The sequence below is a fragment of the Kitasatospora sp. NPDC096140 genome, from assembly GCF_040303045.1.
Taxonomy (GTDB): domain Bacteria; phylum Actinomycetota; class Actinomycetes; order Streptomycetales; family Streptomycetaceae; genus Kitasatospora.
This window is the reverse complement of sequence record NZ_JBEOUW010000005.1, coordinates 209,182-234,457: the sequence shown is the minus strand read 5'-3', so window position 1 is coordinate 234,457 and position 25,276 is coordinate 209,182. Positions and strand designations below refer to the sequence as shown.

The 25,276-nt window shown below is 75.2% G+C and carries 20 protein-coding genes; 14 read left to right on the top strand and 6 right to left on the bottom strand.

What is annotated here, in order from left to right; genetic code table 11:
- Positions 1-103: 103 nt before the first annotated feature.
- A complete protein-coding gene (locus ABT048_RS07140; protein ID WP_350520283.1) occupies positions 104-625 on the bottom strand; it encodes a MarR family winged helix-turn-helix transcriptional regulator in 522 nt (173 codons plus the stop codon).
- Between the two features lie 84 nt (positions 626-709).
- On the bottom strand, positions 710-1,909 hold the full coding sequence (locus ABT048_RS07135) for an FAD-dependent monooxygenase (protein WP_350520282.1): 1,200 nt from the start codon (positions 1,907-1,909) through the stop codon (positions 710-712).
- A gap of 185 nt (positions 1,910-2,094) precedes the next feature.
- Between ABT048_RS07135 and ABT048_RS07130 the strand changes: the two genes are divergently transcribed.
- The gene (locus tag ABT048_RS07130) at positions 2,095-2,685 is read left to right on the top strand and encodes a TetR/AcrR family transcriptional regulator (protein WP_350520281.1); all 591 of its coding nucleotides are present in this window, start codon (positions 2,095-2,097) and stop codon (positions 2,683-2,685) included.
- Between the two features lie 223 nt (positions 2,686-2,908).
- Entirely contained in the window at positions 2,909-4,525 is a 1,617-nt protein-coding gene (locus tag ABT048_RS07125) for an alpha/beta hydrolase (protein ID WP_350520280.1), read from the top strand.
- Positions 4,526-4,827: 302 nt separating this feature from the next.
- Here the strand turns inward: ABT048_RS07125 and ABT048_RS07120 are convergent, their stop codons facing one another.
- Entirely contained in the window at positions 4,828-5,562 is a 735-nt protein-coding gene (locus tag ABT048_RS07120; RefSeq protein WP_350520279.1) for an ABC transporter ATP-binding protein, read from the bottom strand.
- A gap of 408 nt (positions 5,563-5,970) precedes the next feature.
- Between ABT048_RS07120 and ABT048_RS07115 the strand changes: the two genes are divergently transcribed.
- From ABT048_RS07115 to ABT048_RS07105, 3 genes are all read left to right on the top strand, one after another.
- Positions 5,971-9,264: an FtsX-like permease family protein gene (locus tag ABT048_RS07115; RefSeq protein ID WP_350520278.1), complete on the top strand. Its 3,294-nt coding sequence runs from the start codon at positions 5,971-5,973 to the stop codon at positions 9,262-9,264.
- Positions 9,261-12,074 (top strand): hypothetical protein, encoded by a 2,814-nt coding sequence (locus ABT048_RS07110; RefSeq protein WP_350520277.1) that lies wholly within the window; start codon positions 9,261-9,263, stop codon positions 12,072-12,074. Before ABT048_RS07115 ends, ABT048_RS07110 begins: the two co-directional genes overlap by 4 nt.
- Positions 12,075-12,282: 208 nt before the next feature.
- Positions 12,283-13,272 (top strand): ABC transporter ATP-binding protein, encoded by a 990-nt coding sequence (locus ABT048_RS07105; RefSeq protein ID WP_350520276.1) that lies wholly within the window; start codon positions 12,283-12,285, stop codon positions 13,270-13,272.
- Positions 13,273-13,296: 24 nt separating this feature from the next.
- Here the strand turns inward: ABT048_RS07105 and ABT048_RS07100 are convergent, their stop codons facing one another.
- Positions 13,297-13,476, bottom strand: a complete 180-nt coding sequence (locus ABT048_RS07100) for a hypothetical protein (protein WP_350520275.1) — start codon at positions 13,474-13,476, stop codon at positions 13,297-13,299.
- 149 nt (positions 13,477-13,625) lie between these two features.
- The gene (locus ABT048_RS07095) at positions 13,626-15,215 is read right to left on the bottom strand and encodes an AMP-binding protein (RefSeq protein WP_350520274.1); all 1,590 of its coding nucleotides are present in this window, start codon (positions 15,213-15,215) and stop codon (positions 13,626-13,628) included.
- A 251-nt stretch (positions 15,216-15,466) separates the two neighbouring features.
- Here ABT048_RS07095 and ABT048_RS07090 point away from each other — a divergent pair, with 251 nt between their 5' ends.
- Positions 15,467-16,168 (top strand): AAA family ATPase, encoded by a 702-nt coding sequence (locus ABT048_RS07090; protein WP_350520273.1) that lies wholly within the window; start codon positions 15,467-15,469, stop codon positions 16,166-16,168.
- A gap of 2 nt (positions 16,169-16,170) precedes the next feature.
- On the opposite strand, the gene ABT048_RS07085 is transcribed toward ABT048_RS07090, so the two are convergent.
- Positions 16,171-16,377, bottom strand: a complete 207-nt coding sequence (locus tag ABT048_RS07085) for a hypothetical protein (protein ID WP_350520272.1) — start codon at positions 16,375-16,377, stop codon at positions 16,171-16,173.
- 227 nt (positions 16,378-16,604) lie between these two features.
- Here ABT048_RS07085 and ABT048_RS07080 point away from each other — a divergent pair, with 227 nt between their 5' ends.
- The 8 genes from ABT048_RS07080 to ABT048_RS07045 all read left to right on the top strand — a co-directional run bounded on the left by ABT048_RS07080 (position 16,605) and on the right by ABT048_RS07045 (position 25,023).
- Entirely contained in the window at positions 16,605-17,642 is a 1,038-nt protein-coding gene (locus ABT048_RS07080) for a helix-turn-helix domain-containing protein (protein WP_350520271.1), read from the top strand.
- Between the two features lie 153 nt (positions 17,643-17,795).
- The gene (locus tag ABT048_RS07075) at positions 17,796-18,386 is read left to right on the top strand and encodes a ricin-type beta-trefoil lectin domain protein (RefSeq protein ID WP_350520270.1); all 591 of its coding nucleotides are present in this window, start codon (positions 17,796-17,798) and stop codon (positions 18,384-18,386) included.
- A 301-nt stretch (positions 18,387-18,687) separates the two neighbouring features.
- Positions 18,688-19,440 carry a thioesterase II family protein gene (locus ABT048_RS07070; protein WP_350520269.1) on the top strand — a complete coding sequence of 251 codons (753 nt, stop codon included), beginning with the start codon at positions 18,688-18,690 and terminating at the stop codon, positions 19,438-19,440.
- 93 nt (positions 19,441-19,533) lie between these two features.
- Entirely contained in the window at positions 19,534-20,778 is a 1,245-nt protein-coding gene (locus ABT048_RS07065; protein ID WP_350520268.1) for a styrene monooxygenase/indole monooxygenase family protein, read from the top strand.
- A 240-nt stretch (positions 20,779-21,018) separates the two neighbouring features.
- The gene (locus ABT048_RS07060) at positions 21,019-21,426 is read left to right on the top strand and encodes an archease (protein WP_350520267.1); all 408 of its coding nucleotides are present in this window, start codon (positions 21,019-21,021) and stop codon (positions 21,424-21,426) included.
- A gap of 117 nt (positions 21,427-21,543) precedes the next feature.
- Entirely contained in the window at positions 21,544-22,980 is a 1,437-nt protein-coding gene (locus ABT048_RS07055; protein ID WP_350520266.1) for an RtcB family protein, read from the top strand.
- A gap of 184 nt (positions 22,981-23,164) precedes the next feature.
- Positions 23,165-24,190 (top strand): ABC transporter ATP-binding protein, encoded by a 1,026-nt coding sequence (locus tag ABT048_RS07050; RefSeq protein WP_350520265.1) that lies wholly within the window; start codon positions 23,165-23,167, stop codon positions 24,188-24,190.
- Complete coding sequence (locus tag ABT048_RS07045) at positions 24,187-25,023, top strand: ABC transporter permease subunit (RefSeq protein ID WP_350520264.1); 837 nt, start codon at positions 24,187-24,189, stop codon at positions 25,021-25,023. The genes ABT048_RS07050 and ABT048_RS07045 overlap by 4 nt, the downstream gene beginning before the upstream one ends.
- The last annotated feature ends 253 nt before the right edge of the window (positions 25,024-25,276 follow it).

The following is a 25,276-nucleotide window of genomic DNA, read 5'->3' as shown; positions in this document are numbered from 1 at the left end:
GGCCCGCCTACGGGGTCGGTCGGGGGTGCGGTCGGGGGTGCGGTTCGCGCCGGTCGGGGGTGCGGTTCGCGCCGGTCGGGGCCGGCTCGCGAGCGGTCCGGGGTCAGTCCGCGGTCAGCGCGTCGATGCCCGTGACCACCCGGGCCAGCAGGTCCAGGAAGGTGGTGCGCTCCTCGACGGAGAGGCCGGCGACCATCGCCTGCATCCGGGCGAAGTGCTCGGGTGCCACCTCGCGCAGCCGGTCGGCGCCGCGCGCGGTGAGGATCACCACGTTGCCGCGCCCGTCCTCGGTGGACGGGCGGCGGGCCACCAGGCCCTCCCGTTCCAGGCCGTCGACCAGGCCGGTCACGGTCGCCCGGGAGACGCCGAGGCTCGCCGCGAGCCGGGAGGGCGACTTCTCGCCGCCGTGGTCCTCCAGGTCGGCCAGCAGGCGGTAGCGGCCGGTGGAGAGCCCGAAGCGGCCGAAGTGCACCTCGCCGGCCTGGCCGAGCCGGGCGCCCGCCGCCATCAGCCGGGCCGCGACCAGGACCGCCTGCGGGTCGGCCGTGAGGCCGTAGCGGGAGATCTGGCGTCGGGCCTGGTCGAGGGTGGGAGCGCCGTGGTGGGCCTCGGGATGCTGCGTCACGAGAAGTAATATGGCGCCTAATCGGATGGCCCGTCAAGTGCGGGACCGAACCTTGCCCGGGCGGCACGGAGCCCGGGCCGGGGCCTATTGGGCCCGGCCGGACGGGCCCTGGGCGGCGCGGGGCGCGATCCGGGGCGGCGTCCAGTCGGCGTGCTTCAGGACGGTGCGGACCATCACGCCGGGCGGGGTGAGCCGGATCGCGGCGTTGCGCAGGCCGACCACCAGCGGGTTCGCGAGCTGCTGGCCCATCCGGCCGGCCCGGCGGGCGTCGCGGGCGACGGTCTGGCTGCGCGGCCGGCGGACCGCGTCGTAGCGGGCGAGCGCGTCCTCGACCGTCCGCTCGCCGGCGAGGGCCGCCGCCAGGGTCACCGCGTCCTCCAGGGCCTGGCAGGCGCCCTGGCCGAGGTGGGGCGTCATGGCGTGCGCGGCGTCGCCGAGCAGGGCGATCCGGCCCGCGACGTACGAGGGAAGCGGGGTGGCCAGCTCGTGGACGTCGTGGTGCAGCACCGCCTCCGGGCGGGTGGCGGCGAGCAGCGCGGGGACCGGTTCGTGCCAGCGCCCGAAGCGGCGGTGGACCTCCGCCAGCGGGTCGCGGTAGCGGACCCCGGCCGGGGCGTTGAGGACGGCGTGCCACTCGGCCGTGCCGTCCGGGAAGGCGATGTGGCCGAACTCGGCGCCGTGGCCCCAGCTGAGCTCGAAGTCTGCGGCCAGTCCGTCGACCGGGCGCTCGGTGATCGCCCGCAGCACCGTCGAGCCGCTGTACACCGGCCCGGGATGGGCGGGGAAGAGGCGGCGCCGGATGCGGCTGTTGATCCCGTCGGCCGCCACGAGCAGGTCGGCGTCCAGGGTGGTGGCCCCGTGGGTGACCCGGACCCGGGCGGGGTGAGAGGTGTCCGGGTCGGTCACCTCGGCTCCGACCAGCAGGGACCCGGCCGGCAGGGCCTCGCGCAGGATCCGGTGCAGGGCGGCGCGCGGAATGCCCACGATCGGCGCGCCCAGCTCCCGCTCCAGCGCCCGCCCGTCCATCGCCGCGAGCCGACGGCCGTCCGGCGTGCGGGTGCCGCCGGTGTACTGGCGGCGCGAGGCCGCCTCGACCGCGGCACCGACACCCAGGGCGGCGAGCGCGCGCATCCCGTTGGCGGCCAGGGAGATGCCGGCCCCCGCGTCGTCCAGGACGGCCGCCCGCTCGACCACGGTCACGTCCCACCCCGCCAGCCGGAGCCCGATCGCGGCCGCCAGCCCGCCGATCCCGCCCCCGACCACCACTGCACTGTTGCTGCCCATGCCCGGCCCTCCCGTGCCACACGCTGCTTTCTACAGATGTAGAAGGAGCGTACTACGGGCCTACGGGAGCCTCGGCGGGGCCAGGGAGGACCGCAGCGCGGGCCGGTTCCGGGCGCGCGGGCAGGACCGGGACCGCCGTACGCCGCCCGTACGGGCCCCGGGGGTGGTGCCGGTAGAAAGGGGGGATGCGCAGAGACGAGGAGCAGGGGCGGCCGGACCGGCGGACGGTGTTGGCGGACGCGGCGATCGGGGTGCTCGCGGACCTGGGGGTGCGCGGGCTGACCCACCGGGCGGTGGACGCGGCGGCGGGGCTGCCGACCGGCACCACCTCGGCCTACCTGCGGACCCGGCAGGCGCTGCTCACCGCGCTGGTGCGCCGGCTCGTGGAGCTGGACCAGGGGGAGCTGCAGGTCATGGGCGAGCTGGTGCCCGTCCGCTCCGTGGAGGAACTGGTCGATGGCATAGCTGAGTTGATGCGGCGTCGGCTGTCCGGGGAGGGGCGGCGGCGCTCGCTGGCGCGCTACGCGTGCGCGGTGGAGAGCGTGCGCGATCCCGAACTGCGGGAGATCCTCGTGCCGCGGGAGAACGCGGGCCGCGCCGCCGTCCGGGCCTTCCTCGCCGAGCGGGGCGTGTCGGACCCGGACGGACGGACCGCCACGCTGCTCGCCTGCATCGACGGTCTGGTCTTCGACCGTCTGGTGGGCGGGGGAGAGCCCGGGGCCGACGAGATCCGGGGGCTGGTGGCGGCCGCGCTGCGCGGGGCGGCCGCGGTCTGACCCCGCCCTCGCCCCCGCCCTCGCCCCCGTACCCGGCGGCGACCGCGCGGATCGACCTCGATTGACCAATCGTCAGGTCAACCAACCGTCAAGTCGGTTCATTCACAGAATAATCTGCGGTCAACGGAATGGTGTGCGGAGAATTTGCGCTGCCCCGAGGTCTTCACACGGAGATCTCCGACTGACAGTCTGGGGCAGCCCTTTTCAGGACCGAGGAGGTTCCTTGTCCCGCATATCCACGATGGCCGGAGCGGTCGCCTGCGCTCTCGCACTTGTCACCGGTTCCGCCGTCGCCGCGTCGGCGGCGCCGGTCGACCAGGCCCCGGGCCTGGCCGAGGCGAAGGTCGACCCCGTTGCCTGGACCCCGTGCAACCCCGACCCGAGCAAGCCGGACCCGGGCATCTACGACTGCGCCGTCTACCCCGTGCCGCTGGACTACGACAACCCGTCGGGCGAGAAGATCGGCATCGCGATGATGCGGCGCCGGGCGAGCGACCCGTCGAAGCGGATCGGCTCGCTGTTCCTCAACCCGGGCGGCCCGGGCGGCAGCGGCTACCTGTGGGCGACGACCAGCCGCTTCGGCCCCGAGGTGCAGGCGAAGTTCGACCTGGTCGGCTTCGACCCCCGCGGCGTGGCCCGGAGCAACCCGCTCAAGTGCTTCAAGACCCAGGAGGACGCCGACGCGGTCAACAACCGCATGGTCGGCGTTCCGGTCACCAAGGCCGAGGTCAACGAGACGCTGGACGCGGACCAGGACTACACGGACGCCTGCAGCAAGAACGCCGGCCCGCTGATCGAGCACATGTCGACCATCAACGTGGTGCGCGACCTCGACCGGATGCGCCGCGCCGTCGGTGACTCCCAGCTCACCTTCGCCGGCTTCTCCTACGGCACCCTGATCGGTTCGACGTACGCGAACATGTACCCGAACAAGGTCCGCGCGGTCATCATCGACGGCAACGTCGACCCCAACCTGCGCCTGCACAACGGCCTGGAGTACGACCGCCAGCGCGCGGGCGGCTTCGAGCTGGCCCTGGACGAGTTCCTGAAGCGCTGCCAGGCGGCCGGCGCCCCGCGCTGCGCCTTCGGCGAGGGCGACACCCGGGCCAAGTTCGACGAGCTCCGCGACCACCTGCGGACCAGCCCGATCACGCTGGCGAACGGCACCCAGGTGACGCTGTCCAGCTTCACCAGCGAGGTCGCCGGCGCGCTGTACTCGCAGGCCAAGCTGGCCCCGCTGGCCAAGTCGCTGCAGGCGACGTACCAGGTGCTGCAGAAGCCGAACGCCGCCACCCTGCTGGCCCCGAAGGCGAACGTCGCGGAGGAGGACGCCAACCTCCTCACCGTGAACCTGCCGCGGGCGCTGCGGGAGGCCCCGGCGGACTCCGAGTACACCGCCGACGACTCCTACATGGGCGTCAACTGCCAGGACAAGCCGTACCCGTCGAACGACCGCGTGTTCGCCAACGTGGCCAAGACCTGGGAGCAGGAGTCGCCGACCTTCGGCCGCTACCAGGCCTTCGACGCGCCCGCCTGCGCCAGCTGGCCGGCCCCGGCCCGGGACGCCGAGCGCTTCTCCGGCCCGTGGAACAAGAAGACCTCCAACACCGTGATGGTCATCGGCAACCTCTACGACCCGGCGACCCAGTACAAGTTCGCGCAGCGGATGCAGCAGGAGCTGGGCAACGCGGTGCTGGTCAGCGTCGACTCGATCGAGCACTGCGCCGTCGGCCGGAGCAAGGCGCTGAACGACCTGGTCACCCGCTACCTGGTGGACGGCACCGCGCCGAAGCCGGGCCAGCTGCTGAAGCCGGACGCGGAGATCTTCCCGGCGGTCTGAAGGCCCGGACGTGTGAGGGCCTGAAGGCGTGAAGGCCTGAGGGCCTGAGAATCCCCGGGCCTCACGAATCGAGGTGACGGTTGTGGTGGTCGGCGGGCGCCGGCCACCACAACCGTTTTTCCGGTCCGGAGCACTCCTGGAACTCCCTGAGCTTTCGGGGAAATCAGTGGAAGATCGCCGTCGAACATCCTGGGGGACGGGGTGGCGAATCGTCACACCCTCTCCCCGCAGCTCTTCCCCGGTCGAATTGCCGGGTCGGCACACGAACCAGCCGGCTGCCGATCGGATCGGATTCCCGCGATTTACGCGGCCTGCTCCGCCTCCGCCTCGACGATCCGCCCGTCCCGGAGCTCGATCACGCGGTCGGCGAGTTCCATCAGCGTCGGGTCGTGGGTGGCGACCAGCACCGTGACGCCCTCGCTGCGCACCACCGCGCGCAGCAGCTCCATGATCGAGCGGCCGGTCTCCGAGTCCAGCTGGCCGGTCGGCTCGTCGGCGATGATCAGGCCCGGCTCGTTGGCCAGCGCGCGGGCGATGGCGACGCGCTGCTGCTGGCCGCCGGAGAGTTCGCCGGGGCGCTGGTTGGCGTGGTCGGCCAGGCCGACCAGGGCCAGCAGGGTGTGCGCCCGCTCCTCGCGCGCGGCCGCCGCGACCTTGCGCAGCCGCATCGGCACGCCGACGTTCTCGGCGGCGGTGAGCATCGGGATCAGCCCGAAGGACTGGAAGACGAAGCCGATCCGTTCCCGCCGCAGGGCGAGCCGTCCGTCCTCGTTCAGCCCGCCGAGGTCGATGCCGTCGAGGGAGATGCCGCCGGCGGTGGGGGAGTCCAGGCCGCCGACCAGGTTGAGCAGGGTGGTCTTGCCGGAGCCGGAGCGGCCCTTGAGCGCGGTGAGTTCGCCGCGGCCGATCGTGAAGGAGACGCCGCGCAGGGCGTGCACGGCCCGCTCGCCGGTGCCGAAGCTGCGTCGGAGATCGGTCACGGCCACCATCGGCGCGGTGGTCGTGGCGGTGACGGTGGCGGCCTGGTCCTGCGTCATGCGTCGTCCCCCCAGTGGGCGTGGTTGCCCGGTTCCGTTCGGCTCTACGGGTGCGGCGGCTCCGCGGGTTCAGGATTCCGGGAACGGAATCCGCGCGGACGGAGTGTGTGCCGGTCGAAGGAGCGTGACGGAGCCGGAGTTGTGAAGTGTGCATGGCATTTCAATGGGGCATCCCGGCCGGGATGCTATCAATGATGGAATTTGCTCACTGCTTACTTGATTCGCGCAAGTCCCTTCCGTTCCTGGACTGTTTCTGACAGCATCGTCCGCTATCCGGTGATCGAATGCCGGTGATCAATGCGCCGGTGCGCCCTCGAAGTGTCCGCCCGTGGCCGATTTGTGCCCGGAACGGATCGATGGGCGGGGCCGGTCGACGCTACCGGGGACGTAATCCGGGGGAGGAACTCGATGCTCGGCTTCGTCGTGCGCAGACTGCGCGGACGACTGCCGCTGGCTGCTGCCGTCCTGCTGACGGTACTGATCACCACGGCGGTGCTGACCGCCCTGGTGACCTTCAACAGCGGCGTCGGTCAGGCGGGTCTGCGGCAAACGCTCCAGGGGCCGGGCCATGCCCGGACCACCGTGGTGGTGACCGCCGAACACGGCCTCGAAGAACGGCAGAAGGACGAGGAGGCGCTCGCCTCCTACCGGCAGAAGCTCTTCGGCGGGCTGCCCGTCCACACCGACAGCCTGCTGCGCAGCCGCTCCTACGGCCTCCCGGGCGGCGGCGACGCCGCCCCGGCCGGAAGCGCGACGGCCGGTCAGTCCGGCGCGGCCAAGGTCGACCTGACGGTCCTCGCCGACCTCGACCGCACCCGGGTGCGGCTCACCGCCGGCGCCTGGCCCGAGGCCGTCGGCGGGCCGGTCCAGTCCGCCGCTCCGCAGGTCGCCGTCCCGCAGGCCGTGTTGGCCCGCCTCGGCCTGACGGCCCAGGCCCTGCCCACGGACGTCCGGCTCGCCGACCGGGTGGACGGCAAGCCGCTGACCGTCCGGATCACCGGCACCTACCGGGCCGCCGACCCGTTCGCCCCGTACTGGCACATCGACCCGGTCGGCGGTCACGAGATCCAGACCGGCGGGTTCACCACCTACGGCCCGATGCTGGTCGACCCGAGTGCCTTCACCGCGGGCGGCCTGCCGCAGAGCAGCCGCGGCTGGCTGCTCGACGCCGACTTCGCGGGCGTCGACCAGGGCGCGGCCGAGGCCATCGGCGGCCGGGCCCAGCTCCTGGCCGACGATCTGCGGAAGACCTCCGGCCTCGCCGCGAGCACGGAACTCCCGGATGTGGTCCGTGAGTTGAAGGCCAGTCTGATGGTCGCCAGGTCGACCCTGCTGATCGGCGCCCTGCAACTCGCCGTGCTCGCCGCGGCGGCCCTGCTGCTGGTCGTCCGGCTGATCTCGGCTCGCCAGGAGCGGGAGAACGAACTGCTCGCCGCCCGCGGCGCCTCCGGCAGCCGGCTCGGCGGCTTCACCGCTCTGGAGTCGGTGCTGCTCGCCCTCCCCGCCGCGGTGCTCGCCCCCGTGCTCACACCGTTCCTGGTCCGCGTCCTGGCCGGCCTCGGCCGGTCCCACCAGGTCGCCCTGGACACCCAACTGCGCTGGACGCTCTGGCCGGTGGCCCTGGTCTGCGCCGTCGGCTGCGTCGTCCTGGCCACCGTGCCGAGCCTGCTGCGCGGCGCCGGCGCCGCCCTGCGCCGCCGGGCCGGCCGCCGCCAGGCGGTGGTCTCCGGCATCGCCCGCAACGGCGGTGACCTCGCGGTGCTCGCCCTGGCCGCGCTCGCCTACCAGCAACTCGACCAGTACGGCGGCGGGCTGTCCGCCGACTCCTCCGGCGACCTCGGCGTCGACCCGCTGCTGGTCGCCACCCCCACCCTGGCACTGTGCGCGGGCACCCTGATCGTGCTGCGGCTGCTGCCCGTGGTCGCCCGGCTGGGCGCCCGGGTCGCCGCCCGCGGCGACGGCCTCGGCCCGGCCATGGTCGGCTGGCAGCTGGCCCGTCAGCCCGCCCGGGCCACCGGACCGGTGCTGCTGCTGGTGATGGCCGTGGCCACCGGAGTGCTCGCGCTCGGCCAGCACGCCACCTGGACCGCCTCCCAGCGCGACCAGGCCTCCTTCGACACGGCCGGCGGCCTGCGCGTCTCCGCCGCGCGCACCTCGCTGATGGGCCAGGGCGGCCACTACGACGCACTGCCCGGTGGCGACCGGCTGATCCCGGTCGACCGCGAGGAGCAGACGCTGTCGAACGGCACCGGCCAGATCCTCGCGGTGGACTCCGCCGCCCTCGCCGGCCGCGTCCCGTTCCGCGCCGACCTGCTCGGCGGGGCCGACCCGGCGAAGGTGTTCGGCACGCTCGCCCAGCCCGCGCCGACCGGCGCACAGGCCGGCGTCCCCCTGCCCGGCCGTCCGCTGCGGATCGACGCCGACCTGGCCCTCCGGCAGGTGTTCGACACCAGCAGCGCGCGCCCGCCGCTCCCGTCCCCGCCGGAAGTGACGCTGCTGCTGCGGGACCGCTTCGGCTACGTCCACAAGGCCCCGTTCGTCGACCTCCCGGCCAGCGGCGAGCAGCGCGTCTCGGCCCCGCTGAGCGCGCTCGTCGACGCCCCGGTGGGCGCCGCCGCCGCGCCGCTGACCCTGGTCGGGGCGACCGTCTCCTTCGGCGACCGGGTCGTCGGAGAGGTGACCGTCGGCCGGCTGGCCGTCTCGGACAGCGCGGACGGGCCCGCGACCGACGTCCCGGTACCGGCCGGCCTCTCCTGGAAGGGGGGCGTGGTCGACGGACCGGCCCTGCGGCCCGGAGCCGCGCCGCCCGTCACCGTACGGCCCGAACCGGCCGACGCCGCGCGGCTGATCACCGTCGACTACGCCTCGGAGAAGGTCCCCCTGCGGGCCGTCGTCGGCATCGCGGGCGCGGAGGCGCCGAACGTCCTGAGCGGCGTCGCCACCCGGGACTACCTGAAGCTCGTCGGCGCCTCGGTCGGCGACGTCGTCCGGGTGCCGATCGCCGGCGCCGTCGTCCAGGTCAGGATCACCGGGGCGGTCCCGGCCGTGCCGGCGACCGGGCCCGACGCCCTGGTCGTCGACCTGGCCACCACCGCGCGCCTGTTGGCCGCCCAGGGCCGCACCCTGCCCAGCCGCGCCGAGTGGTGGCTGCCCGCCGCCGCGCCGGGCGACCGCGCCCCGGCCGAGCTGGCCGCCGCGCTGCGGGCCGCCCCGGGCTCCCAGGACGTCCGGCTGTACGACGAGGTCTCCGAGGGGATGCTCAGCGACCCGGTGGGCGCCGCCCCGCAGAACGCGCTGATGGCCATCGCGCTGGTCACCGCCCTGCTCGCCGCGATCGGCTTCGTCGCCGCCGTGGCCGGCTCCGCCCACGAGCGAGCCCGGGACTCCGCGCTGCTGCTCGCCCTGGGCGCGCCGCGCAAGCAGGTCACCCGCACCGTCGCCGCCGAACAGGCGCTGCTGGTCGGACTCGGCGGGGTCGTCGGACTGGCCCTCGGCGCCCTGCTCGTCCACCTGATCGTCCCGTTCGTCGTCCTGACGCCCGCCGCCCGCCGTCCGAGGCCCGAGGCGCTGATCACGCTGCCCGTCGGCCAGGCCCTGCTGTTCGCGGCGGCGATCGCCGTCGCCCCGCTGCTGTCGGCCTTCCTCATCGGACGTCGCCGTCGAGACGTGGCCAATCGGCTGCGCCACGTGGAGGAGATGTGACCACCCAGGCCGGCACCCGCGTGCCCACCACCGACACCGCCCACCGCCCCGCCGGCTGGGTCCGCACCAGGCTGCGGGCGAACCCGCTCGCCGCGCTGCTCATGGCGGCCCTCACGCTCGTCACGGTGTTCCTGGCCGCGGCCTTCCCCCGCATCGCGGACCGGGGCGCGGACGCGGCGCTCCAGGACTTCGTCCGCCAGAAGGGCCTCGTCCAGAGCAGCCTGCAGACCACCTCCAAGGTCCTCGCCGACGACGACGCGGGAAAGCTCGACCGGGTGCAGCAGACCCTGGTCGAGACGGTCGGCCGTGCACTCACGCCGGACCGGTCGGGCGAGGCCCACGGCGCCCGCGCCCTGAGCCCCCGCACCATGGGCAACCCGGGATACGCCCGGATCGCGGAGAAGGCCCTCCCGGACCTCAGCCTGCTCTACCTGCACGAACTGCCGGGCCGGGCCACCCTCACCGACGGCACCTGGCCGACCCCCGGCGTCACCGGCAGCCCGCTGCCGATCGTGATCAGCAAGAAGGCCGCCGAGACGATCCGCATCAAGCTCGGCGACGTCATCGACAACGGCGAGGAGGGCTCGGGCGTCAAGCGGACCACCGTGGTGGTCGGCTTCTACCAGGCCAACGACCCCCTGGACCCGTTCTGGGACGACCTAGGCTGTTCGGTCCGCGCCTGCCTGCGGACCGACCCCGACAACGAGCACTGGACGACCAGCGGGTTCGTCGACGGCGGCAGCCTGCCGGCGATGGCGCACTGGGGTTCGAGCGCCGAGATCTTCTGGCGGCTGCCCGTCGACCCCGCGTCGCTGCACGCCGACCGGATCGACCGCACCCGCAGCGCCATCAGCTCCCTCCTGACCGGCCGCGACGCCACCGCCCTGGTCGGCGCGACCGGGCGCACCGACCTGCACACCAGCTCCAACCTGCCGGAAATCCTCAGCCGGGCGGACGCGCGCTACCGGGCCGCGCTGCCGCTCAGCGCGATCGGCCCGGCCGGCGTGGCGGGCGTCGCCACCGTGGTGCTGTTCCTGGCCGCCGCCCTCACCACCGACCGGCGCGCCGCCGAGATCAGGCTGCTCCGGGCCCGCGGCGGTTCCGCCGCCGGGGTGCTGCGACGGCTGATCGGCGAGGGCGCCGTCACCGTCCTGCCGGCCGCCGTGCTCGGAACGGCCCTCGCCCTGGTGCTGCTGCCCACCCCCCGCTGGGACCGCTCGGTGCTGACGGCCCTGGTGGCGACCCTGATCGCGCTGCTGGCCTTCCCGGCCCGGACGGCCCTGCTGTGGGCGCGCCGGCGGGCGGCCGGCGGCCGGCGCCGACTGGTCGGCGAACTCGCCGTCCTGGCGGTCACCGCCGCGGCCGTGGCGGAGGTCCGGCGCCGGGGCGTCGGCACCGGCGCCGACGCCGGCGTGGATCCGCTGCTGGTCGCCGCCCCGCTCCTGCTCGCCGTCACCGGGGGGCTGCTGCTGGCCCGGATCGAACCGGTGCTGGTCGGCTGGCTGGCGGCCCTGGCCGGCCGGGGCCGCAGCCTGATCGGCTTCCTCGGGCTGGCCCGCGCCGCCCGTGACAGCTCGGGCCGCCGCAAGCCGTCCGTGCTGCCGCTGCTCGCCCTGCTGATCGCCGTCACCACGACCGGCTTCGGCGCCACCGTGCTCGACACCGTCGACCACGTGCGGACCCGCGCCGCGCGCATCGCCACGGGCGGGGACATCGGCGTCTCCCTCCCGGGCTACGCCGGCCTGACCGACGAGTTCACCAAGACCGCCGGCGCCCTGCCGGGCGTCCGCGCCTCGACCGCGGTCTGGGTCGAGCCCAAGACCCGCATCCTCGGCGCCGACCAGACCTACACCGAGGCCTACCTGGTGATGGTCGTCGATCCGGCGGCGTACGCAGAGATCGCCCGGACCCTGGGAGCCGGCGAGTTCGACCCGGCGAAGCTGGCCGGGGCGGCCGGCGGCCGGGACACCCCGGTGCCCGCCCTGGTCAGCCGCGACCTGGCCAAACGCCTGGCCGAAGGGTCCTCCCAGGTGCGCACGCCCAACGGCAACGACCTGCGCCTCACCGTCGCCGCGACGGTCGGCGCTACCCCCGCGCTGCCGGACCCCGGAAAGCCCTTCGTGGTCGTTCCGGCCGGCCCCGCCTGGGAGCGACTGCCGGACGCCAGGCGGGTGAACCAGTGGTTCGCCGTCGGCGACGTCGACCCCGAAGGGGTCAGGACGGCCCTGCGGGACAACAGCGGGGCCCGGCCGGTCGGCCTGGCCAAGCTGATCGCGGACGACGCCGCGGCCGGCGGCAAGGCCACCCACGGCCTGCCCGCCGGATACACCGTGCACAGCAGCCGGGAGACCGCCGCCACCCTCGGCGACGACCCGCTGCAGCACGCCGCCGGTCGGCTGTTCTGGTACGCGGCCGCCGCCGGAGCCGGGTACGCCCTGCTCGCCGTCCTGCTCACGCTGTTCCGGGCCGCGCCCGACCGTACGGCCGTGCTCGCCCGGCTGCGCACCATGGGCCTGCGGCCCCGTCAGGGCCTGGCGCTGATCGTCATCGAGGCGCTGCCGCAGACCCTGGCGGCGGCCATCGGCGGCGGGCTGGTCGCGGTGGCGGCGGTCGCCCTGCTGGGCGGCGGCTTCGACATCTCGACGCTGGTCGGCGCCAGGGTCGGGGAGGTCATCACCCCCGCGCTGATGCCGGTGCTGCTGCCCACCGCGGGCCTGGCCCTGCTGGTCGGCCTCGGGGTGGTGCTGGAGACGCTGATCGCCGGCCGGCGCCAGATCGCCACCGAACTGCGGGCGGGGGAACAGGCGTGACGGCGGAACCCGCGGCGCGGGCCGCGGCAGTGGAGGACGCCGGGAGCCGGCCCGGCGGGGCCGTCCTTGCCCGCCAAACCGTCCGTACCCGCGAAACCGTCCGTACCCGCGAAACCGTCCGTACCCGCGAAACCGGCCGTGCCGGTGAAACCGTCCGAACCGGCGGAACCGTCGGTAGCAGCCAGACCGTCGAGACAGGAGACGAGCGGTGAACAGCACCCCCCAGGGGCCGACGGCCGTCGCGACCCCCAGCCTGCAGGAACTCCGGCAGCGGGCGCTCGCCGCCGCCTCGCCCAAGGCGTACGGCGAGGGCGCGGCCATCGTCTGCGACCGGCTGGTCCGGATCTTCAGTACCGAGGGCGTCGAGGTCCAGGCGCTCCAGGGCCTGGAACTGACCATCCGGCAGGGCGACCTGGTCGCCCTGGTCGGCGCCTCCGGCAGCGGCAAGTCCACCCTGCTCACCATCCTCGCCGGGCTGGACGTGCCGACCGCCGGCACCGCCACCGTGGCCGGCTGCGACCTGCTGGAGATGTCCGCCAAGGAGCGGCTGCGCTACCGGCGCGAGGTGGTCGGCTTCATCTGGCAGCAGACCGCCCGCAACCTGCTGCCGTTCCTCACCGCCGCCGAGAACATCGCCCTGCCCATGCAGCTGCGCGGCCGCCGGTCGGGCGCCGGCGGATCGAAGCAACAGACTGCCCGGGTAGCCGAGTTGATGGAGGCGCTGGAGATCGGCGACCTCGCCCGCCGGCGCCCCTCCGAGCTCTCCGGCGGCCAGCAGCAGCGGGTGGCGATCGCGGTGGCGATGGCCAACAACCCGCCGGTGCTGCTCGCCGACGAGCCCACCGGTGAGCTGGACTCCGAGACCGCGGGAGTGATCTTCGAGGCCTTCCGCACCGTCAACCGCGAACTCGGCGCCACCGTCGTCATCGTCACCCACGACCCGATGGTGGCGGGCGAGGTGCGCCGCACGGTCGCCATCCGGGACGGGCGGACCAGCAGCGAGGTGCTGCGCCGCACCGTGACGGACGAGCACGGCGAGGAGTCGGTGAACGAGCGCGAGTACGTGATGCTGGACCGCACCGGACGGGTCCAGCTGCCGGTCAAGTTCCTGGAGGCGCTGGGCATGGAGCACCGCGTCGCGGTCGACCTCGCGGCCGACCACATCGAGGTGCGCCCGGACGACATCGCGGGGCACTGACCGCCCTCCGGCGGGTGGGCGGCGTCAGCCGTCGCCCATCCGCCGGAAGAGGCCGCTGTCCTCGGCGTCCGTCCGGAGATCGGACGGCGCCTCCGGGGCGGCACGCTCGCCGCGGGGGGCGGCCGTGCACCGGGCGAAGACGATCAGGGCACTGGCCGCCACGGCGAGGATGCCCACTGCGGTCAGGACGCGGAGCCAGGTCAAGGTCGTGCCTCCCGGGTACGGTGCGGGGAACGTTGCCCGGGAGGTATCGGCAGGTGGGCCCGCACGGTCGAGTGCCCACGGACGGTTTTCCCGCCGGGTGCCGCGCGAGAGGTTGCCCGTGTGGGCGCTCGGAGCACTCGCGGGGCGCGTCACGCTCCTTCGCACGCCCCTGCGGTGGCGGCGGCCCGGCCGGTGTCGTCGGTGTCCGTCAGGGCGCCGTCCGCCGTGCGGGCTTCGGCGTCCGTCAGGGCGCGCAGGAGGCCGAGGTCCGGCTTCCCGAGGCCGTTCAACGGGATGGCGGGCAGCAGTAGGACGGTGTCCGGCGCGCACCGTGTGCCGTGCTCCCGGCTCCAGCGCCGCAGTTGGTCCGCCGTCGTCCGGGAGCCGTCCGCCAGGGCCACCGCCGCGTGGACGCGCTCCAGCCGGTCCGGGTCGGTGGTCGTGAACATCACCGCCTCCCGGACGTCCGGGTGGGCGCGCAGCGGCTCCTCCACCTCGCTGGGGAACACATTGTGCCCCTCGACGATCGCCATCGGATCCCGCCGCCCGGCCACCGTCAGATAGCCGGCCGCGTCCAGGCTGCCCAGGTCGCCGGTGTGCAGCCAGCCCTCGCGCAGCACCCGGGCGGTCGACTCCGGATCGCGCCAGTAGCCGACCATGGCGGTCGGCGTCCGGACGCAGATCTCCCCGGTCCGGCCGGGCGGCAGCGGCGCACCGTCCTCGTCCAGGATCCGCACCCCGGTGTCCGGGTACGGCCGGCCGGCGGTGGACAGCAGCCGCGGGTCCAGGTGCTCGTCCGGGCTCAGCCGGGCGACCGGCCCGCACTCCGTCAGGCTGTAGGTCTGGTGCAGGACCCGGCCCAGCCGCCGGGTCGCCTCCGCCAGCCGCCGCGGCGACGGCCGGCAGCCGGTGTAGCCGACGCGCCGCAGACTGCCGGTGTCGGTCACGGGCAGCAGCGGGTGGTCCAGCAGCCGGTAGAGCAGGTGCGGCGGCAGGTACAACCGGGACACCCGGTACCGCTCCACCGACGCCAGCACGGACCCGGCGTCGAACCCGTCCTGCAGCACCACCGTGCCGCCCGCGGCCAGCGCGAGGTCCGCCGTCGTCCCGCCGCCGTGGCAGAGCGGCGTGCAGAGCAGGAAGGTCGAGCCGGACAGCAGCGGTGGGCGCGGCGGCCGGGCGAAGCGGCGCAGCACGCCTTTCGGCCGGCCGGTGGTGCCGCCGGTGAAGCGCACCGCCATCACGTCCTCCGGCCGGTACCGGGGTTCGAGCGGGGCGGGGGAGCAGTCGGCGGCGAGGTCCAGCAGGTCCTCCCCGAGCCCCAGCGGTGCCGGGCCGAGGGCGAGGAGGCGGGCTCCGGGCACGGCGCGCGCGATCCCTTCGGCCGCGGCCCGGCAGCGCAGCGGATCGAAGACCAGCGCCGACGTCCCGGCGAACTCGGCCAGCGCCACCTGCTCCAGGACCGGCCCGTCGGGGTACGGCATGGCCACCCGGCAGCCCAGCAGGTTCGCGGACAGTCGGACCAGCAGCGCCTCCGGCCGGTTCCCGGCCAGCACCGTCACGCCGTCCCCGCGCCCCAGCCCGACCCGTGCCAGCGCCCGGGCGCCGCGGTGGACCGCGTCCAGGCAGGCCTGCGCGGTGAGCGCGGTGCCGTCCCCGGACCGGATCGCCACCCGCCCCGGATCCCGCGCCAGCCCGTCCAGTACCAGCCCGGTGTACGTCGGACCCGTCTCGACCACGGCCCTGCCCCCTTTCTGAGGGTGCGTCAGCCTAGTGGACGGGCGGCCCCGGAGATGCACGGCGGTCGACCGGAGCCCCACGAGCATCGCCGACCGGCCGGAGCCGGGCGCCGGGTACTCGGGAGCCGGGCGCCGGGAGCGCGGGCGCCGTACGGGTCCGGGCCCGGCCCGGCGGCGGGTACCGCGGGGGCCGGCCGGGCGGGCCGGCCGGGATTGTTAGGGTTCCCGGTCGGACGTGAACGGGGAGACCGGTGGGCAGCGGAGTGGATGCGGTCGTGGTGCCGCGCGGGGTGGTGGACCTGCGGGGCGAGGCCGGGGCGGGCTTCGTGGTGGCCTACCCGGCCGATGCCGTGGTGGTGGTGTCGGGCCTGCCGGGCGCCGGGAAGAGCACGTTGCTGCGCCGGTGGTCCGGGGCGGCGGTGCGCGCGGTGGACCCGCGGACGGTGCACGAGGCCTGCGAGGCGGTGATGCCGGCCGGCCTGCCGTACGCGGTGTACCGGCCGTGGGCGCGGCTGGAGCACTTCCGGCTGCTGCGCGCCTCGGTGCGGCGCGGCGGTCCGCTGCTGGTGCACGACTGCGGCAGCCGCGCCTGGATGCGGCGCTGGCTCGCCCGGGAGGCGGGCCGCCGGGGCCGCGAGCTGCACCTGGTGCTGCTGGACGTCGGCGCGGCCACCGCGCTGGACGGCCAGCGGGCCCGCGGCCGGCACGCCTCCGCCCGGGTGTTCGCCCGCCACCACCGGGGCCTGGAGCGGCTGTTGGCCGCCTTCCCCCGGCAGGCGCGGTCGGCCGGGCCGATGCCGACGCCCGAGGCCTCGTCCGTGCTGCTGCTGGACGCGGTCTCAAGGTCCCGGGCGGCGGCGGTGCGGTTCGGCCTGGATGACGCCGGCGCCGGCCTCGGTGGAGGCGCCGGTGCCGGCGACGGTGACGGCGGCGGGGTGCCGGGGGCGGGCTGACCTCAGCGGCGGGCGCGGCGCTCCGCCTCCGCGTGCCACCAGCCGGGCGGGGACGGTCCGTCGACGGTGGCGGAGGGCTGCTCGGGGTGGAGCCCGAGCGGGCGCAGCGCCTCGGCGGCGACCTGAACCTCGACCCGGCACTGCCGGCGGCCGTCCGGGCCGGTCCCGCAGGTCAGGCCGTAGCGCACGGCGCCCTCGGAGAACGGCATCCAGTCGATGCCCCGGTCACGCAGTCAGGCGCGGACGACGGCCGGCAGGGTGGGACGGCCGGGCAGGCTCCGGTGGGCGGCGATGGTGATCCACTCGGTGTCGGGCTCGCTCATGGGAGCCATGATGCCACCGGTTCGGGCCGGAACGGGAGGGGATTCCCGGGGCAGGACCGGCGGTCGCGCGGGTGTTCCCAAGCCTCGGGTGCCCTCCTAGCGTGGATCCGGTGATGGTCTATCTCCTGGGGGTGGAGGACCTCGCCGTCACCCGGTGCGGGTACTCCCCGTTGCACGAGACGGTGTGCAGCCTGCGACTGCGCGGCCGACCCGGCGGGTTCCCCGAGCAGCGTGGCTGGGCGGCCTCCTGGGCGCGCGACTACGCGGGCCTGGACACCGAACTGCTGGACGCCCTGGTGACGCCGAGGGGCTTCGCGCCGGACGTGCTGACCCCGCGCCCGCGCGGCTGCCGGCCCTGCATCCAGGACGAGTTGCCGCTGCTCGCCGCCGTACCGCCCGACCGGCTGCCCGCCGGCTTCCGGACGGCCTACGCGTGCGACGGGAGCCCGCTGCCGCCGGTGCTCGACCTGCTGCTCGACGATCCGTACGCGCTGCGCGGCCGGCTGGTCTCCGCGCTCGGCGAGTACTGGACGCGCTGCCTGGAGCCCGCCTGGTGGCCGCGCGCCCGGACGGTGCTGGAGGCCGACCTCGCCTACCGGGGGCGGCGGCTCGCCGAGTGCGGCCCGGTCGGGCTCTTCGCCGACCTGGACCCGGGGATCTCCTGGGCGGACGGCGCGCTGCGGATCCGCGGCGGCGCGCGCGGGGCGCCCGCGCCGGCCCGGCGGGAGCCGGTGGCCGGGCGCGGGCTGGTCCTGATGCCCACGCTGTTCGCCGACCGTGCGCTGTGCGAGGCCGCGGCGGGCGGCGCGCCGGTGGTGGTCTACCCGGCCCGGGGCCGCGGCACCATGGCCGAGGGGACCGAGCGGGTCGAGGGGCCGGACACCGGCGCGGCGGCGGCGTCGGCCGCGCTCGCGGACCTCATCGGCGTGCCCCGCGCCCGCGTGCTCGGCCTGCTCGACACGCCGACGACCACCACCGCCCTGGCCCAGCGGCTCGGGGTCACGCCGGGCGCGGTCAGCCGCCACCTCGGGGCACTGGCGGCGGCCGGACTGCTGGAGCGCACCCGCAGCGGCCGGGCGGTGCTCTACCGGCGCTCCCCGCTGGGCGAGTCGCTGGCGGCCGGACCTGGCCGCTCCGGTCCGGCACCGTGACCCCGTTGTGGTGTCAACTCCCTTACTGCAAGCGACAATTGACCTGTACGGTCAAAGGATTCCGATGCTGTCGGCGCCCGCCTAGGTTGGGTGCCGCTCGTCCGCGCCACCGGGCAATCGGCCCGGTCGCGGTCCCATGCATCAGGGGGAACCATGCGTATCCGCACCACTGCCGCGGTGCTGGCCTCGGCCGCCGCGCTCGCCGTGCCGCTGCTGCCCACCGCCGCCTCGGCCGCCGCTCCCGCCGCACCGGCCGACCGCCTGACGCTCGGGCAGAGCGCCGCGCGCACGCCCGGGGCGGCGCCCGCGCTCGCCAGCGGCTACATCCGCATCCACAGCCTCTACCAGGTCACCCCGGGCCAGTGTCTGGACGCGGACGCCAACGCCGGCGGCAACGGCACCAAGGTGCAGGTCTGGGGCTGCAACGGCACCACCCAGCAGGAGTGGATCTCCTGGGACGACTACAGCATCGAGAGCGTGCGCTTCCGGGGGATGTGCCTGGACGCGGACACCAACGGCGGCGGCAACAACGGCACCCGGATGCAGCTGTGGCAGTGCAACAGCAGCAGCCAGCAGAAGTGGTTCATGCGCGCCAACGACCTGGCGATCTACAACCAGCGGTTCAACAACAACCTGAACACCGTGGTGGACCGCGACACCAACGTGCGCGGGGACGGTGCCCGGGCGCAGCTGTGGGCGAAGAACTTCCAGTCCCAGCAGTGGTGGCAGATCGCCGGCGCCTGATCCCCGGGCCCGACGGCGCCTGATCCCCGCCCGGCCCACCGGTACCTGATCGCGGGCCGGAGGAACGGGCACCGTGCCGGACGAACACCGTGCCGGAGGAACGGGCACCGTGCCGGACGAACGGCGTGCCGGACGAACACCGTGCCGGGACGAGCGGCGGGACACCGAACGGGTGTCCCGCCGCGTCGTCGATCGGCGCCGCCACGCCCGGCACGCGTGATCACCACAACACCCGCAGCCACCCCGCGCGCTGCCAGACTGGGACCGGCAGATTCCGTCACGGAGAGAGGCCCCACCCCGCATGCCCAGCAGCGCCGCCGTCGACAACCCGTGGTTCCGCCGGTTCAACCCGTCCGACTCCGCGCCCGCCCGCGTCGTGGTCTTCCCGCACGCCGGCGGCTCGGCCAGCTACTACCTGGGGTACGCCAACGCGCTGGCACCGTACGCCGACGTGCTCGCCGTCCAGTACCCCGGCCGGCAGAACCGCTTCATGGAACCGCCGATCAGCACCGTGGCGGGGCTCGCCGAGGAGCTGTACCGCGAGCTGCTGGACTGGACGGACCGGCCGCTCGTCTTCTTCGGCCACAGCATGGGCGCGGCCGTCGCGTTCGAGACCGCCCGGCGGTTCGAGCGCCACGGCGTGAAGGGCCCCGAGCGGCTGTTCGTCTCGGCCGGCCGCGCGCCCTCACTGCCCCGGGACAGCGAGATGTACAAGCTGCCGGACGACGAACTGCTCGCCAGGATCGTCGAACTCGGCGGCACGGACGAACGGATCCTCGACATCCCCGCGCTGCGGGAGCTGGTCCTGCCCGCCCTGCGGGCCGACTACACCGCCATCGAGACGTACCGCTGCGCCCCGGACGCGACCGTGTCGGTGCCGATCACCGGCCTGGTGGGGGAGAGCGACCCGAACGCCACGGCGGAACAGGTCGGGCAGTGGGACCGGCACACCACCGGCGGCTTCGACCTGCGGGTCTTCCCGGGCGGGCACTTCTACCTGGCCGACCGGACCCCCGAGGTCGTCCGACTGCTCGTCGCCCACCTGCGCGGCTGAGCCCGCCGGACCGGTCCGTACGGGTGACCGAAGCCGCCCGCTCGGCTACTGTGCGAGCTTGACGAGTCGTCAACGGACCACCGGGAGGCCGAGTTGCGCCGGATCGCCGTCGTCGGAGCCGGTCAGGCCGGCCTGCAGTTCGCGCTCGGGCTGGTGGCGGACGGGTACGAGGTGACGCTGGTCGCCGAGCGCACCCCGGAGCAGGTGCGCGGCGGGCGGGTGCTGTCCACGCAGGCGATGTTCGGACCGGCGCTGCGACTGGAGGCGGCCGCCGGGCTGGACCTCTGGGCGGACCGGACGCCGGCCGTCTCCTCCGTCGACGCGGTGCTGGCGGCGCCGCCCGCCGTACGGGCGCTGGAGTTCACCATGACGCTCGACGAGCCCGCCCGGTCGGTGGACCAGCGGCTGAAGCTGGCCGACTGGCTGGAGCTGCTGGTCGAGCGCGGCGCCCGGGTCGAGTACCGCTCGCTGGACCGGGAGGGCCTGCACGAACTGGCCCGTCGGCACGAGCTGACCGTGGTCGCGGCCGGTCTCGGCGAGCTGGCCGGGATCTTCGGCCGCGATGCCGCCCGCTCGCCCTTCGACCGGCCGCAACGGGTGCTGTCCTGCCTCTACGCGCACGGCGTCGGCGCGCCCGACCCGGCCGCCGCTCCGACCGCGCGGATGCACGCCCTGCCCGGCCTCGGCGAGCTGTACCTGCAGCCGGCGCTCACGTTCTCCGGCCCGTGCGCGATCCTGCTCTGGGAGGCGCTGCCCGGCAGCCCGCTGGACGCGTTCGGCGACGCCCCGGCGCCCGACGTCCAACTGGCCCGGATCCGCACGCTGTTGGGCGAGTACCTGCCGTGGGAGGCGGAGCTCTGGACGGAGGCCGAGCCGACCGACGGCGGGGCCGGGCTCTTCGGCGCCGTCACCCCGACGGTCCGGCGCGCGGTGGCCGAGCTGGGCTCGGGCGTGGACGCCGTGCACGTGCTGGGCCTCGGCGACGCCGTGGTGGTGAACGACCCGATCACCGGCCAGGGCGCCAACAGCGCCGCCCGCGCGGCCGAGGCCTACCGGCGGGCCGTCGTCGAGCACGGCGACGCCCCGTTCACGGCCGACTGGATGTGCCGGACCGCCGAGCGATTCTGGCAGCAACACGCCCGCCACACCGTCGACTTCACGGCCACGATGCTGACCGTGCCGGACCACGTGCAGGGCGTGTTCGCGGCCGCCGCGGCACACGAGGAGGTCGCCCGCCGGCTCGCCAACACCTACGCCGAGCCGAGCGACCACGCCGCCTGGCTGGCCACCCCCGAGCTGACCGCCGGCTACCTCGCCTCGTTCGGAGGCCCGCGGTAGGGGCCGTCCCCTCGTCGCCCGCCCGACGGCCGCCGCGCCCCCGGTCCCCGGCCCCCGGCCCGCGGCCCCGGCCCGGCCCCGGGGGTGCTTCCGTCCGCCGGGGACCGCCGCACTTGCCGCCGCACTTGCCGCCGGACCGCCCGCGGGACGACGCTGGAGGGAGGACGGCAACGGGTGCGGGAGGCGTCGCTCGTGGACGGACGCGAGCCCGCCGGCCGGTCCGGGCGCGGTCACCGGAGCGTGCCGCACACGGCGGACCTGCGGGTGGAGGCCTGGGCGCCGACGGCCGAGGGCTGCATCGGCGAGCTGGTGCACGCCGTCGTGGGCAGCTTCGCCGACCTGACCGGCGCGCAGGTCGTCGGCGAGCGGGCCTGCACCGTCCTCGGGGTGAGCGACGCGGACCTGCTCGCCGGGGTCCTGGAGGAGGTCATCTACCGGATGGACGCCTACGGCGAACTGCCCGTCGCGCTGGCGATCGCGCGCATCGAGGGACTGGACGGCGCCCGGACGGTGGCGGTCCGCTTCCGGATGGCCGACGCCGCCACCGCCGTGCTGGTCGGCGCCGTGCCGAAGGCCGTTTCGCTGCACGACCTGGACCTGCGCGCCGGGCCGGACGGCTGGACCTGCCTGGTCACCGTGGACGTCTGAGCGGCTGAGCATCCGAGCGGCAGGACGTCCGAGCGGCAGGGCGTCCGAGCAGCCGATGCGGGCGCGGCTGAGCACCTGAGCACCGGGGTGCCGGAGCGTCCCAGAAGCGGGAGCGGGATGAGCGAGATGCAGATCGCACTGACCGAGGCCGGCCATCACCGCTGGCGGATCGAGCCGCGCCCGCCGATGCGGGTGCCCGGAGTGGTGTTCGCCTCCGAGGCGCTGCTGCCGCAGGCCGGCGGCGACAAGGCGCTGGAGCAGGTGGCGAACGTGGCGACGCTGCCCGGGATCGTCCGCGCCTCCTACGCGATGCCCGACGTGCACTGGGGCTACGGCTTCCCGATCGGCGGGGTCGCGGCCACCGACGTCGACGAGGGCGGGGTGGTCTCGCCCGGCGGGGTCGGCTTCGACATCTCCTGCGGGGTGCGGCTGCTGGCGGCCGGCGTCACCCGGGACGAGCTCGACCACGAGCGGATCCGCCGCCTGATGGACCTGCTGGACAAGACCGTCCCGCGCGGCCTCGGCCGGGGCGGCCTCTGGCAGCTCTCCGGACCGGAGGAGCTGGACGACCTGCTGCTCGGCGGCGCCCGGTACGCCGTCGAGCACGGCCACGGCGTGCCGCGCGACCTGGAGCGCTGCGAGGACCGCGGGGTGCTGGACGGCGCGGCCCCCGGCGAGGTGAGCACCCGGGCCGTCGAGCGGGGGCTGCAGCAGGTCGGCAGTCTCGGCTCGGCCAACCACTTCCTGGAGGTGCAGGCGGTCGACCGGTTGTACGACCAGGACACCGCGGCCGCCTTCGGACTGCGGCCCGGCCAGGTCTGCGTCATGATCCACTGCGGCTCGCGCGGCCTCGGCCACCAGATCTGCACCGACCACGTGCGCGCCATGGACCGCGAACTGCACCGCTACGCGATCGACCTCCCGGACCGCCAACTCGCCTGCACCCCCGTCGACTCGCCCCGCGGCCGCGCCTACCTGGGCGCGATGACCGCCGCCGCCAACTACGGCCGGGCCAACCGGCAACTGCTCTCCGAGGCGGCCCGCCGGGCCTTCGCCACCGCGCTCGGCATCGGGCTGGAGCTGGTCTACGACGTCTCGCACAACCTCGCCAAGCTGGAGACCCACGAGGTGGACGGCGTCCCCCGGAACCTGTGCGTCCACCGCAAGGGCGCCACCCGCGCGCTGCCGCCCGGCGACCCCGACCTGCCCGCCGACCTCGCCGACGTCGGGCAGCCCGTGCTGGTGCCGGGCACCATGGGCACCGCCTCGTACGTCATGGTCGGGCTGCCGGACAACGAGGCCTTCCGTTCGGCCTGCCACGGCGCCGGGCGGGTGCTCAGCCGGCACCAGGCGCTGCGCACGGTGCGCGGCGAACGGCTCAAGAGCGACCTGGAGGCGCGCGGCATCGCGGTGCGCCCCGCCTCGTGGCGCGCCCTGGCGGAGGAGACGCCCGAGGCCTACAAGGACGTCGACGCGGTGGCCGCCGTCACCGAGGCCGCCGGGCTGGCCCGGAGGGTCGCGTGCCTGGTGCCGCTGGGCGTGTGCAAGGGGTGACACGGCGCGGGCCGGCCCGGAACGGGCGTCCGACCGCAGCAGGAGCCCGTCCGGAGTCGCTGCCCGTCGGCCGGTCCGGGGCCGGTCCGGGGCCGATCCGCACCCGGTTGCCCCGGCCGGGTCTCTCGACAGGCTCCGCCGCGAGCGCTTTGATGTCCGACGCACCCGTCACTGGAGGTGGGTCATGCCGGGGAACGGAACCGGGCCGGTCATCGAACTGCGCTCGCTCACCAAGCGTTACGGCGACACCGTCGGCATCGAGCAACTGGACGTGTCGGTCGAGGCCGGCGAGGTGTTCGGCCTGCTCGGCCCCAACGGCGCCGGGAAGACCACCACCCTGCGCTGCCTGGTCGGCCTGCTCGGCCCCAGTGACGGGCAGGTGCGCGTGCTCGGCCTGGACCCGGTGGCCGACCACCGACGGGTCGCCCCCTCGATCGGCTACCTGCCCGGCGAACTGCGGCTCTACCCCGAACTCACCGGGCAGCAGACCCTCGACCTGCTCGCCGCCCTCCAGGGCGCCCCGGTGCCGCGCCGGCACGAGCTGTGCGAGCGGCTGAAGCTCTCCCGCGCCGACCTCGCGCGCCCGGTGGGGGAGTACTCGCGCGGCATGAAGCAGAAGCTCGGCCTCGTCCAGGCGCTGCAGCACCGGCCCCCGGTGGTGGTGCTGGACGAGCCGAGCGAAGGGCTCGACCCGCTGGTCCAGGAGACCTTCTACGAACTGCTCGCCGAGGAGGCCGCGGCCGGGCGGACCGTCCTGCTCTCCAGCCACGTGCTGCCCGAGGTGCAGCGCACCTGCGGGCGGGTCGCCATCGTGCGCCACGGTCGGCTGGTGACCGTCCGCTCGGTGGCCGAACTGCGCCAGGCGCGGGCCCGCAGGGTCCGGCTGGTCTTCGCCGACGACCTGGGCGCCCGGCCGCTGGGCGCCGCCGAGCGGTGGTCCCCGCGCTGGGACGGCCGGCGGGTCGAACTGCTGGTGCCGCCGGACGAGGTGGTCCGGGCCGTGCGCACCCTGCTGGCCGAACTGCCGGTCGCCGACCTGACCGTCGAGGAGGCCGGCCTGGACGAGGCCTTCCTCGACCTCTACCGCTCGGAGGACGACCGCGGCCACGATGCGACGGGCGACGACCGCGGCCACGGTACGGCGGGCGACGACCACCGGCCGGCAGCAGCGGGCGACGGTCACCGCCCGGAAACGGAGGACAAGCCGTGAACCCGGGTACCGTCAGTCGCCGCCTCCCCCTGGTCTGGCTCGCCCTGCACCGGCGGCGCCGGATGCTGCTCTCGCTGCTGTTCGGCATGGTCGTCTTCGAGACCCTGATCGTGGTGATCGCCGGGACCATCGCGCCCGGCGACCTGTTCGGCGCCGCCCGTCGCAACCCGCCCGGCGCGTTCCGGGCCTTCAGCGGTTCCAACGGCGACGTGTCCATCGCCAGCTACCCAGGCCTGCTCGGCGCCGGGCTCACCCACCCGTTCTGGATCGCCCTCCAGCTCACCGTGATCGGCTCGCTCGGCGCCGCCGCCGTCGCGGCCGACGTCGAGTCCGGCACCATCGAGCTGCTGATGACCCGCCCGGTCTCCCGGCGCCGGCTGCTCGCCGAACGGGCCGGCGCCATGGTCGCCGCCTCGGTGCTGCTCAACGCCGCCGCCACACTGACCATCGCGCTCGGGGTCGCGTTCTCCCCGAAGCTGCGCGCCGCCGTCCCGGAGGGCGCGGTGTTCACCGCCGGACTGCTCGGCTGCGCCCTCGCCTTCAGCCTGACCGGGCCGGTGCTGGCGGTGTCCGCGCTCAGCCGGCGGCGGGCGTACGTGATCGGCGCCGCGGTCGCCTTCGGCGCGGTCGGCTTCGCGCTGAACTTCGTCGCGCTGGCCTGGTCCCCGGCCCGGCCGCTGCGCTACCTCAGCCCGTTCCACTACTACGCCCCGGGCGACGTGCTCGGCCACGGCGGCGTGCCCTGGGTGTCGCTGGGCCTGCTGATCGGCGTCGGCCTGCTCGGGCTCCTGGCGGCGTTCCGGCTGCTGGAACGGCGCGACCTGGCGATCTGAGCGCGCCGGCGGCCGGTCCGCCGGGCCGACCGCCCCTGCGTGGCGTGCCCGGCCGTGCCCCGTCCGGCGCACCGAGAGCACCGACCGCACCCCGACGGACCGGCCGCCGGGCGGCTCCGGCATGCTGTACCCCCGCCGACCCGGCGGCGACGATCATCCTGCACGGACGGACCGATGGACAGCAGCGACCACAGACCGGCCCCACCCCTCGGGGGACGGCGCCCGACGGCCCGACGGACGCCCTGGAGGGCGG